The following is an 11,817-nucleotide window of genomic DNA, read 5'->3' on the forward strand; positions in this document are numbered from 1 at the left end:
TCACATCGTCTCGTTGAACAGCTCGCGGCCGATCAGCATGCGGCGGATTTCGCTGGTGCCAGCACCGATCTCATACAGCTTGGCGTCGCGCCACAGCCGGCCCACCGCAAACTCGTTGATGTAGCCGTTGCCGCCGAGAATCTGGATCGCCTCACCGGCCAGCCAGGTGGCTTTTTCAGCGGTGTAGAGAATCACCCCGGCGCAGTCCTTGCGCACCTGGCGCACGTGGCTGCTGCCCAGCGCGTCGAGGTGCTTGCCCACCGCATACAGGTAGGCGCGGCAGGCCTGCTGGGTGGTGTACATGTCAGCGATCTTGCCCTGGATCAGCTGGAACTCGCCGATGCTCTGGCCGAACTGCTTGCGGTCGTGAATGTACGGCACCACCACATCCATGGCCGCCTGCATCAGCCCCAACGGGCCGCCGGACAGCACCGCGCGTTCGTAGTCCAGGCCGCTCATCAGCACCTTGGTGCCTTCGCCAACGCCGCCGAGGATGTTTTCTTCCGGCACCTCGACATCCTGAAACACCAGCTCGCCGGTGTGCGAGCCGCGCATGCCGAGCTTGTCGAGCTTCTGCGCCACCGAGAACCCCGGTGCGCCCTTTTCCAGAATGAACGCGGTCATGCCTTTGGCACCGGCACTCAGGTCGGTCTTGGCGTAGACCACCAGTACATCGCAATCCGGGCCGTTGGTGATCCACATCTTGGTGCCGTTGAGCACGTAGCGGTCGCCCTTTTTGTCGGCACGCAGCTTCATCGACACCACGTCAGAGCCAGCGTTGGGTTCGCTCATGGCCAGCGCGCCGATGTGTTCGCCGCTGATCAATTTGGGCAGGAAGCGGCGCTTCTGCGCATCGCTGCCATTGCGGTTGATCTGGTTGACGCAAAGGTTCGAGTGCGCGCCGTAAGACAGCCCGATGCCGCCTGCGGCGCGGGAGATTTCTTCCATGGCGATCATGTGCGCCAGATAGCCCATGCCGGTGCCGCCGTACTCTTCGCTGACGGTCAGGCCCAGCAGCCCCATGTCACCGAATTTGCGCCACAGATCCATCGGGAACTGGTCGCTGCGATCAGCCTCTGCGGCACGCGGGGCGATCTCCTTGGCGGCAAAGGCCGCGACCGAGTCGCGGAGCATGTCTATTTCCTCGCCGAGGAAAAAATTCAGTCCTGGGATCATGGTGTGTCTCCGTTCTTATGATTATGGGTTGGGTGCCGTTTACAGCTGCACGGTATCAATCCGTTCGCCCTGGCCTGGCTCTGCAGCATGAAACTGCGGGCCGTTGCGCCATTCATCCAGCAGGCGCTCACGCTTGAGTTGAGCATGGCCCAGATACCGCTCTTTCACCGCGCCATAACCGCGCACCGCATCGGGCAGCGCCGCCAGTTGGCTGGCCAGCGCCAGGTTGTCGCTGCGCAGGCCGCCGAGCAGTTCATCGAGTATGGCTTCATAACTGCGCAGCCAGGCCAGCTCGGTCTTGCGCTCATGAGTGTGGGCGAAGGGGTCGAGCCAGGTGTTACGCACCCGCCGCAACCGTGCCAGCCAGCCGAAGGCCTTGAGCATCCAGGGGCCATAACTGGTTTTCTTGCCTTGCACACCCGCCGCGCTTTTATTCAGCAAAGGCGCAGCCAGGTGAAAGTGCAACCTGTAGTCGCCTTCAAAGGTGGATTCAATCTGCTTGAGAAAGTCGCCTTGGGTGAACAGCCGGGCCACCTCGTACTCATCCTTGATCGCCAGCACCTTGAAGTAATAACGCGCCACCGCCTCGCTCAACGCGCCGGGCTGGCCGGCCAGCCGGGTCTCGGCGGCAGCAAAAGCATCCACCCGATCTTTGTAACGAGCGGCCAGGGCAGCGTCTTGGTAATCAGTAAGAAACGCCACACGACGCGCCACTTGCTCGTCCAGCGTCCTGGCCAACTTGGGCGCGCGCTGATCGGCGATCAGTGCTTGTACCCGTGGCAGGTCCACCGCTGCACGGCGGCCCCAGGTAAATGCCGCCAGGTTGAACGGCACGGCGGTGCCGTTCAGTTCAATGGCCTGCTGCAGGGCTTCGATGCCCACCGGCAGCCAGCCTTGCTGGCAGGCAAAGCCGAGCATGAAGGTGTTGGTGGCAATGGAATCGCCCATCAGCGCGGTCGCCAGCTGGCTGGCCTGGACGAACAGTGCCTGCTCATCGCCCACCGCTTCGCGGATCTGCGCGGTCATTTCCGGGGTACGGAACTGCGCGTCGGGGTAGCGCTGCAAATCGCCGGTTTCTGCCTGGGCGGCGAAGTTACGCACAAAGGCGCCGGTCAGGCTTTCTTCACAATTGACCAGCGCATGGGTCACGCCCTGGCGGACTTTCGACAGGGTTTCGTGGTTGGCACTGACCACCAGATCACAGCCCAGCAACAGGCTGGCCTCGCCTTCGGCGATGCGCGGTGCATGCAGGTCGTGCTGGCGGGCGGCGATGCGCAGGTGCGACCACACTGCGCCGCCCTTCTGCGCCATGCCGGCCATGTCCAGGCTCAGGGTGCCCTTGCCCTCGATGAACGCAGCCATGCCCAGCAGCGCGCCGATGGTCACCACCCCGGTGCCACCGACCCCGGTGATCAGGATGCTGTAGGGCTGCTGTAGAGGAGCTGTTACCGGCACCGGCAGCGGCAGCGGCCATTGCTCGGCCTCGCCCTGGCCCAGCGCTTTGGGCTTGCGCAAGGCGCCGCCCTCGACGGTGACGAAGCTTGGGCAGAAGCCGCTCAGGCAGGTGAAGTCCTTGTTGCACGACGACTGGTCGATCTCCCGTTTGTTGCCGAACTCGGTCTCGACACTGGTCACCGACATGCAGTTCGACTGGCTGCTGCAATCGCCGCAGCCTTCGCACACCGCCTGGTTGATCACCACCCGACGCGCCGGGTCGGGGAATTTGCCGCGTTTGCGCCGCCGGCGTTTTTCCGCGGCGCAGGTCTGGTCATAGATGATCGACGACACGCCGCTGAATTCGCGCAGTTCTTTTTGCAGTTCATCCATGCGGTCGCGGCGCCACACCGGCACACCCGGTGCCAGATCCTGGACATCGCGATAGCGCTCGGTGTCGTCGGTCACCACCACGATGCGCCCGACTCCTTCGGCAGCCAGTTGCCGGGAGATCTGCGCCACACTGAGGCTGCCGTCCACCGGCTGGCCGCCGGTCATCGCCACGGCGTCGTTGTAGAGAATCTTGTAGGTGATGTTGATCCTGGCCGCGACCGCCGCCCGAATCGCCAGCAGCCCGGAGTGGAAGTAGGTGCCATCGCCAAGGTTGGCGAACACGTGCGGCGTGTCGGTGAATGGCGCCTGGCCGATCCACGCGGCGCCCTCGCCGCCCATCTGGCTGAAGGTGCGGGTCTGTGGATAAATCCACGCCGCCATGTAGTGGCAACCAATGCCCGCCAGTGCCCGGCTGCCTTCCGGCACCTTGGTCGAACTGTTGTGCGGGCAGCCGGAGCAGTAATGCGGCGCCCGGTCCATCAGGGTTGCAAAGCGCTGGCCGGTCGACAGTTGCGCTTCAAGCACCGCCAGGCACACCTGCAACTCGCCGCTCTGGTGGTGGCGCAAAATACGCCGCGCCAGCGCCCGTGCGATCTGCGACGGGGTCAGGTCGCCAATCGCTGGCAGCAGCCAGTCGGTATGCGGCCGGGTCCACTCGCCTTTGTCGTCGAACTTGCCGACGATGCGCGGGCGCACGTCTTCACGCCAGTTGTAGAGTTCTTCCTTGAGCTGGTATTCGATCATCTGGCGTTTTTCTTCGACCACGACGATCTCTTCCAGGCCATCGGCAAAGTGCCGTACGCCTTCGGCATCCATCGGCCAGACCATGCCGACCTTGTAGATGCGCAGGCCGATCTGCGCGGCGCGCGCCTCATCGATGCCGAGGATCTTCAGCGCCTGGCAAACGTCCAGGTACGATTTGCCCGAGGTGACGATGCCGATCCGCGCCTTGGGCGCATCCATGACAATCCGGTCCAGGCCGTTGGCCCGCGCATAAGCGGCGGCGGCGTACAGTTTGTGTTCGAGCAGGCGTTTTTCCTGGGCCAGCGGCGGGTCAGGCCAGCGGATATTCAGGCCACCCTCGGGCAGTTCGAAGTCGGGTAGCACCGGCTGCACACGGTCCAGGCTCAGGTCTACGACGGCGCCGCTTTCAACGGTGTCGGCCACCGCCTTCATCGCCACCCAGCAACCGCTGTAGCGCGACATGGCAAACCCGTGCAGGCCAAAATCGAGGTACTCCTGCACGCCGGAAGGCGCCAGCACCGGCATCATCACCGCCTTGAAAATGTGCTCGGTCTGATGCGGCAGCGACGATGAGCGGGCGCCGTGGTCATCACCGGCAATCGCCAGCACGCCACCGAAGGCCGAAGAACCTGCTGCGTTGGCATGCCGCAACACATCGCCGCAGCGGTCAACACCCGGCCCCTTGCCGTACCAGATGCCGAATACACCGTCGTAGCGCGCGCCGTCGAACATGTTGACCTGTTGAGTACCCCACAATGAGGTGGCGGCGAGGTCTTCGTTGAGGCCAGGCTGGAATTTGATGTGCTGTGCCTGCAGATGCTCACGGGCTTTCCACAATGCCTGGTCGAAGCCGCCCAACGGCGAGCCACGGTAACCGGAGATAAACCCTGCGGTGTTCAGCCCCGCGGCCAGGTCGCGCTGGCGCTGCATCAGTGGCAGCCGCACCAGCGCCTGGATGCCGGTCATCAGGGCTTTTCCCTGGGTCTGGGTGTATTTGTCGTCGAGCACGGTCAGCGATGCGGTCACGGCCAATCCTCCGATTCTTGTTATCCGGGGGGCTGTAGGGTTCGGCCCGCCGGTTTGTTCTGGAGTGGTTTGGTGGAGCTTGTTTTTCTGGAGTCTAGAAGCGCCGATCCGCTATCGTAAATTTATAAAAAATGCATCGAGGTATCTGAAAAACACATGTCAGTCCGAAACGATATCTCCATGCGCCAATTGCGCTATTTCGTCGCCGCCGCCGAACTCGGGCAGTTTTCCCAGGCCGCCCTGACCGTGCACGTTTCGCAGTCGGCCATCACCACGGCGGTCAGCCAGCTGGAAGACATGCTGGGTGTGCGACTGTTCGAACGCCTGGCCCACGGGGTGAGCCTGACCGCCGAAGGGCACAAGTTTTATCAGCATGCCCGGCACATTCTCGACACCCTGCAAGATGCGGTCAGCCATCCGCTACTGCTCAGCCATAACCTGCAAGGCACAGTGCGCGTGGGCGCGTCTTACACGGTACTGGGCTACTTCCTGCCGAACCTGCTGGCACGCTTCAAACGCAGTTATCCGCAAGTCGAAATCGATCTGATCGACATGGACACACCGGGCATCGAGCAGGGCATTGCCGACGGATCGCTGGAGCTGGGCCTGACCATTGTTTCCAACGTCGACAGCGCCCTGCCGTTCGAGCGCCATGTGCTGATGCGCTCACGGCGACAGATGTGGCTGCCGAGCGGCCACCCGCTGCTGCAAGTGGAGTCGGTGAGCCTGGCTGACGTCGCCGGGCATGCCTACATCATGGCCACCGTGGATGAAGGCGAAAGCTCGGCGCTGCGCTACTGGCAGGCGGCCGGCCTGCAACCGAAAGTGGTGTTCCGCACCTCGTCGATCGAAGCCTTGCGCGGCCTGGTGGCCCATGGCTTCGGAGTCAGCATCCTGTCGGACATGGTCTATCGTCCTTGGTCGCTGGAGGGTAAAAAGATCGAGGTGCGCCCGGTGGCCGGCAATATTCCGCCCATGGAGCTGGGCCTGATCTGGGGCCGCGACCTGACCTTCAGCGAGCCGGCGCGGGCGTTTCAGCAGTTTCTGATTTCAGCTACTCAGCTTTAGGGGCATTAATCAGCTTTGCAAAACAATTCAGAAGAAAAACAAATTTAACAAATCATTTTCCAGGCTCGACACTGGGGTACTCATACCTACAAAAAGCAGCCTCTGCACAGGAGAAGCATCATGCAAGACGTGGTCATCGTTGCGGCGACCCGCACCGCCATCGGCAGCTTTCAGGGTGCCCTGGCCGGCATTCCCGCGCCGGAGCTGGGCGCGCTGGTCATCCGCCGGCTGCTGGAGCAGACCGGGCTGGACGCCGCGCAGGTCGATGAAGTGATCCTCGGTCAGGTGCTGACCGCCGGCAGCGGCCAGAACCCCGCACGTCAGGCATCGATCCTGGCCGGCCTGCCGCACAGCGTACCGGCGCTGACCCTGAACAAGGTATGTGGCTCGGGGCTCAAGGCCATTCATCTGGGCGCCCAGGCGATCCGTTGCGGCGATGCCGAGGTAATCATCGCGGGCGGCATGGAGAACATGAGCCTGGCGCCCTACGTGCTGCCAGCGGCGCGCACCGGGCTGCGCATGGGCCATGCCCAGATGGTCGACAGCATGATCACCGACGGTCTGTGGGACGCTTTCAACGATTACCACATGGGCATCACTGCCGAAAATCTGGTGGCAAAGTACGGCATCAGCCGCGAAGCCCAGGACGCCTTTGCCGCCGCCTCGCAGCACAAGGCAATCGCAGCTATTGAGGCCGGACGCTTCAAGGATGAAATCACCCCGGTTTCGATCCCGCAGAAAAAGGGCGAACCCCGGCTGTTCGACACCGACGAACAACCCCGCGCCGAGACCAGTGCCGAGTCGCTGGCCAAGCTGCGCCCGGCGTTTCGCAAGGACGGCAGCGTCACCGCAGGTAACGCCTCCAGCCTCAACGACGGCGCCGCTGCGGTGCTGCTGATGAGCGCAGCCAAGGCGGCGGAACTCGGCCTGCCGGTGCTGGCCAGCATCAAAGCCTACGCCAACGCCGGGGTCGATCCGGCGATCATGGGCATCGGCCCGGTGGCGGCAACCCGTCGCTGCCTGGACAAGGCCGGCTGGCAACTGAACGAGCTGGACCTGATCGAAGCCAACGAAGCCTTCGCAGCGCAGGCGCTGTCGGTGGGTCAGGAACTGGGCTGGGACGCGAGCAAGGTCAACGTCAATGGCGGCGCCATCGCTTTGGGCCACCCGATTGGCGCCTCAGGCTGCCGGGTGCTGGTGACCTTGCTGCACGAAATGATCCGCCGCGATGCGAAGAAGGGCCTGGCGACACTGTGTATTGGCGGCGGGCAAGGCGTGGCACTGGCGATTGCCCGGTAAGCACGGCAGGCCGGCGTTCTGCTTCAGCGCCGCAGCTTTCGCCGCTGAAGCGGCTCCTACAGTTTTGCGTCGCCCCGGAGCCCTTCACGGCAAAACAACTTGCATATTAGGTTATTCCTAAATTGAATTTCCCTGATGATGATTATTACCGATAACGTGTAATTCATTCAGGGAATGGCGATTTTCTTCATAAGGCATGCGCATCGCCTCCTGGCCCCTTTCATTCGCCACCGGAGGCTCCATGAGCATCACGTCCATCAATCGCCGTCGTCTTCTGGCCATGGCCGGCACCGCCACGGCGGCGGCGCTGGTCAGTCGGCTGGGGTTTGCTGACAGCAGCCATGCAGGTCATGCCGGGCACGGCACTGCGCCAACAGGCAGCGGGCTGGATCTGGACAGCACGCGCTGGGTGCTGCCCGAGCCGCGCAAGGTCAAGATCGCCACCAACCTCAATGCTGTCTGCCTGGCCCCGGTGGCGGTCGCTGACAGCCAGGGCATCTTCAAACGGCATAACCTGGATGTTGAGTTCGTCAACTTCGGCAATTCCACCGAAGTGCTGCTCGAATCGATGGCCACCGGTAAGGCCGACGCCGCCACCGGCATGGCGCTGCGCTGGCTCAAGGCACTGGAACAGGGCTTTGACGTCAAGCTGACTGCCGGCACCCACGGTGGCTGCCTGCGCCTGTTGACCCTCAAGGATGGCCCACAGGATCTGGCCTCGCTCAAAGGCACGACCATCGGCGTGACCGACATGGCCGCCGCCGACAAGAACTTCTTCTCGCTGATGCTCAAGCGCCATGGGGTGGACCCGATCCGTGACGTGACCTGGCGGGTCTACCCTATCGACCTGCTCAGTGTGGCGCTGGAGAAAGGCGAGATTCAGGCCGCCAGCGGTTCCGACCCGATCATGTACCGGGTCAAGCAGCAACCGGCGTTCCGTGAGCTGGCGACCAACATGATTGAGGAATACGCCAACATGAGCTGCTGCGTGGTCGGGGTCAGCGGCAAGCTGGCGCGCAACGAGCAGCCGGTTGCCGCTGCGATCACTCACTCGATTTTGCAGGCCCATGCCTGGGCCTTCAAAAACCCCGATGCGGTGGCCGATGAATTCCTCAAGTTCGCGCTCAACACCAACAAACAAGAGGTGCGCGCCATCCTCACCGAGCACACCCACGGTTACTACTCGGTGGGCAAGACCTTCGAGCAGGAAATCGCCGTGTACGCCCGCGACCTCAAGCAGGTCGAAGTTCTGAAGCCGCGTACCGATCCTGCGCAATTCGCGGAGAGTATCCATGCCGACGTATTCGCTTGAGCAGACCCAAACCGCCCAGCCCACAAGCGTTGCGCTGTGGTGCAGCGGGCTGCTGGCCGCCGCTGCCTGGCTGGCCTTCGCGCTGTTCACCGGCTTGTACCCGGACGGCGGACGCCCCTGGCCCTTCACTCGCGAACTGGCCCTCGGTGCCGGCGCCGTCGCCCTGCTGCTGACCCTGTTCGCCGTGTTCCCCGGCGTGTTCGCCCGGCTGGTCAGGGTTTTAAAACCGGCAGGTCCCTGGCTGGTGGTATTGCCGTTGCTGCTGGGCGTGTGGGTGCTGGTGACCGCCAAGATCGTTCTGCTGCCGGTGCCGTTCTTCGCCCCGCCGCAAGCGCTGATCGAGGTGTTTGTCGATGACTGGCCACGCCTGGGCGAAAGCTTGCTGCACTCGTTGTGGTTGCTGTTCAACGGCGTGGTATTGGGTGGCGTGACTGGCTTTATCGCCGGAGTATCGATCGGCTGGTCGCAACGCATCGGCTATTGGGTGCACCCGGTACTGCGCATTCTCGGCCCGGTGCCGTCCACCGCACTGCTGCCAATCTGCTTTTTCTTCTTCCCCACCAGCTGGAGCGCCAGCGTATTTCTGATAGCCCTGGCAACCTGGTTCCCGGTCACGGTGCTGACTTGGTCGGGCGTGGCCGGGGTCGATAAGGCGTACTACGAAGTGGCCCGTACGCTGGGCGCCAATTCACGCTTTCTGATCCTGCGCGTGGCGATTCCCGCCGCACTGCCCAACGTATTCGTCGGCCTGTTCATGGGCCTGGGTGCGTCGTTCTCGGTGCTGGTAGTGGCGGAGATGATGGGCGTCAAAGCAGGCCTTGGCTGGTACCTGCAATGGGCGCAGGGCTGGGCCGCTTACGCCAACATGTACGCCGCGCTGATCGTCATGGCGCTGCTGTGCTCGGGGTTGATCACCCTGTTGTTCAAGGTGCGTGACCGGGTGTTGTCGTGGCAGAAAGGAGCGGTGCAATGGTAGCAAGTGCAGCTGCAATTCAGACCCAGGACATCGGCATGGCCCTGGATATTCGCGGCCTGAGCCATGCCTTCGATCTGGGCGACAGCCGCCTGCCGGTGCTGGACAAGGTCGACCTGCAACTGGCACCTGGCGAAAGCGTGGGGCTGCTGGGGCCGTCAGGCTGTGGCAAGTCGACCCTGCTGCGCCTGGTCGCTGGCCTGGAAAAGCTGCAAGCCGGCCATTTACAGGCTGACGGCGCGCAGATTCCTGGCCCGCACCACTCGCGGGTGCTGGTGTTTCAGGACCCGACCCTCTACCCATGGCGCAGCGTGTGGGACAACGTCGCGCTCGGCCTGCAAGCCCGAGGCCAGCTCAAGACCCACAAGCACCGGGTTGATGAGACTCTTGGCAAGGTCGGACTGCTGGAATTTCGCGACGCCTACCCACGCCAGCTCTCCGGCGGCATGGCCCAGCGCGCCGCCCTGGCCCGCGCCCTGATCAACGAACCGCGCCTGCTGCTGCTCGACGAGCCGCTGGGCAAGCTCGACTCGCTGACCCGCATCGCCATGCAGGGCGAACTGATTCGCCTGTGGCAGCAGCAACGCTACAGCTCGCTGCTGGTCACCCATGACGTCGAAGAGGCATTGCTGCTGTGTGACCGCGTGCTGGTGTTCTCCGCACGCCCGGCCAGGGTGCTGGCCGAACTCAAGGTCGACCGGCCTTACCCACGCCGGCGGGATGATCCAAGGCTGCTGGAGCTGCGTCATCATGCGCTGGAGTTGCTTGGGCAGGGGAGTGACTGGTGATCAGGGCTTGAACATCCGGGGGTCGTAAGTGAAGTCATACACCGCGACCACCTGAACCTCACTGATAGCCGGATGGTTCGGGTTAATGATCAGGTTGTGCTCCAAAGGCAAAACTGCCGAGGGCACAACCAGGCCAAGATGAGATTTGGAAGCCAGCCAGCGGGTTCCAAAATCCATGCTGGGTCGGTCGCTCGGCAAAGCATCCCAGCCCGTGGGCAAAACCGTCACATCAGGTTGCCAATACAAGGATTCATCATCCGGTAGATCAAAGCAGGTGATCTTCAATGGCACCGACGGTGGGCCTTCGGCATGTACAAAGGTTTCCAGACAACAGATGGCCGGTGTCAGTCCCAGATAAACACATGGCACGTCCGGGTCATTCCAGCGCCCACCATCGATGGCTGCGCCCTTGCCTGACAGGTCAGTCGCACGCTTGGCTTTTGCTACTCGCCATGCTCTCATCAGGCCGCGCCGCCCCACTCGATGGCATGCAAGACCCGCCGGACCTGTCGGGCGCCAATCTCGGTTTCACACAACATGACAGGCTCCTGACCACCCAAGGCACGGTTAGCTCTCGACATCCAGCTGACCGCCTCTTCCCGGCTCTCAAAGACCTCCTCAGCCAAATGACAAACCGAACCTATCCGGTCAAGCCGCTCGGATGCGACCAGATCCAGGTTTTTGTGCTCTCGACGCCGACGCTCCAGGGTTGAGATCGAAGCGTTGAGCAGCGTTTCGAGGCTGCGCTCAGGCAAACCGAACGTAACCCGGATCGCCTGAAAAAGGCTGGCCGAGAAACCCGCACGAATCTGCACAAGCCGCTCAGACTCACTGAGCCCGACGCGGCCGGAGCTGAACTCCCAAAAGGCAGAAATCACTGCATTGGCTTCGTCTTTTCTGGCAGCGGATCGGTTCAGGGCTGTAGCGCTCATGGGAAAACCGTCATTTGAATTGAAAAAAAACATCAAATGAAGCTTACACGCTTTGCTGCGAACATAGGTACAGCCTTATGTCACCTGCGGTGCATGAAATGAGACATGGCATCCCTCCCACGAATGAGATAACTTCTCAATCCCATTTCGCCAAGAGCCTCTCGCCGTGGCCGACTCCGACAAGCTGATGCATGACGTCTACAGCGAACACCACGCCGGGGTGTTCAGCTGGCTACGGCGCAAACTCGGTTGTGCACACAACGCGGCGGATGTGGCGCAAGACACCTTTGTACGCATCCTCTCGTCTCGCGATGCACTGCTGAGAGCCAGCGACTCGCGGGGCTACATCGCGACCATCGCGCGTAACCTGCTGATCGACCGCGCTCGCCGTCGACGTCTGGAGCAAGCCTATTTGCAGGAGCTATCGCTGCTGGCGCAAGACCACGAGGGTGCGCCCAGCACCGAGCGGCTGTGGGCAACCATTGAGGCGCTGGAGCAGATTTGCCAGATCCTCGAAGGTCTGCCAGCCAGGCCACGAGAGGCGTTCTTGCTGCATTACCTTGAGGGCATGACCCAGGCCAACGTAGCCGAACAGTTGGGCATCAGTGTGCGCATGGTGCAGAAGTATTTGGTTCAAGTGCTGATTCACTGCCAGCAGGCACAGAATTGAGT

The 11,817-nt window shown here is 62.6% G+C and carries 10 protein-coding genes; 6 read left to right on the forward strand and 4 right to left on the reverse strand.

Features of this window, described 5'->3' with window-relative positions; all coding sequences use genetic code 11:
• A complete protein-coding gene (locus PSCI_RS06435; RefSeq protein ID WP_045484340.1) occupies positions 1–1,176 on the reverse strand; it encodes an isovaleryl-CoA dehydrogenase in 1,176 nt (391 codons plus the stop codon).
• A 39-nt stretch (positions 1,177–1,215) separates the two neighbouring features.
• Entirely contained in the window at positions 1,216–4,713 is a 3,498-nt protein-coding gene (locus tag PSCI_RS06440; protein ID WP_231906564.1) for an indolepyruvate ferredoxin oxidoreductase family protein, read from the reverse strand.
• 216 nt (positions 4,714–4,929) lie between these two features.
• On the opposite strand from PSCI_RS06440, the gene PSCI_RS06445 reads away from it, so the two are divergent.
• From PSCI_RS06445 to PSCI_RS06465, 5 genes are all read left to right on the forward strand, one after another.
• Positions 4,930–5,841: a LysR family transcriptional regulator gene (locus PSCI_RS06445; RefSeq protein WP_045484343.1), complete on the forward strand. Its 912-nt coding sequence runs from the start codon at positions 4,930–4,932 to the stop codon at positions 5,839–5,841.
• Between the two features lie 120 nt (positions 5,842–5,961).
• The gene (locus PSCI_RS06450; RefSeq protein WP_045484346.1) at positions 5,962–7,140 is read left to right on the forward strand and encodes an acetyl-CoA C-acetyltransferase; all 1,179 of its coding nucleotides are present in this window, start codon (positions 5,962–5,964) and stop codon (positions 7,138–7,140) included.
• Positions 7,141–7,381: 241 nt separating this feature from the next.
• Complete coding sequence (locus PSCI_RS06455; RefSeq protein WP_045484349.1) at positions 7,382–8,452, forward strand: ABC transporter substrate-binding protein; 1,071 nt, start codon at positions 7,382–7,384, stop codon at positions 8,450–8,452.
• Complete coding sequence (locus PSCI_RS06460) at positions 8,433–9,428, forward strand: ABC transporter permease (RefSeq protein ID WP_045484351.1); 996 nt, start codon at positions 8,433–8,435, stop codon at positions 9,426–9,428. Before PSCI_RS06455 ends, PSCI_RS06460 begins: the two co-directional genes overlap by 20 nt.
• Entirely contained in the window at positions 9,422–10,213 is a 792-nt protein-coding gene (locus PSCI_RS06465) for an ABC transporter ATP-binding protein (RefSeq protein ID WP_045484353.1), read from the forward strand. The genes PSCI_RS06460 and PSCI_RS06465 overlap by 7 nt, the downstream gene beginning before the upstream one ends.
• Here PSCI_RS06465 and PSCI_RS06470 read toward each other — a convergent pair whose 3' ends face one another.
• Complete coding sequence (locus PSCI_RS06470; RefSeq protein WP_045493915.1) at positions 10,214–10,675, reverse strand: RES family NAD+ phosphorylase; 462 nt, start codon at positions 10,673–10,675, stop codon at positions 10,214–10,216.
• On the reverse strand, positions 10,675–11,145 hold the full coding sequence (gene parS / locus PSCI_RS06475; RefSeq protein WP_045484355.1) for a type II RES/Xre toxin-antitoxin system antitoxin: 471 nt from the start codon (positions 11,143–11,145) through the stop codon (positions 10,675–10,677). Before parS ends, PSCI_RS06470 begins: the two co-directional genes overlap by 1 nt.
• Positions 11,146–11,332: 187 nt before the next feature.
• Here parS and PSCI_RS06480 point away from each other — a divergent pair, with 187 nt between their 5' ends.
• Positions 11,333–11,815 (forward strand): sigma-70 family RNA polymerase sigma factor, encoded by a 483-nt coding sequence (locus PSCI_RS06480; protein WP_045493919.1) that lies wholly within the window; start codon positions 11,333–11,335, stop codon positions 11,813–11,815.
• Positions 11,816–11,817: the final 2 nt, after the last annotated feature.

The organism is Pseudomonas sp. StFLB209 (assembly GCF_000829415.1).
Taxonomy (GTDB): Bacteria; Pseudomonadota; Gammaproteobacteria; order Pseudomonadales; family Pseudomonadaceae; genus Aquipseudomonas.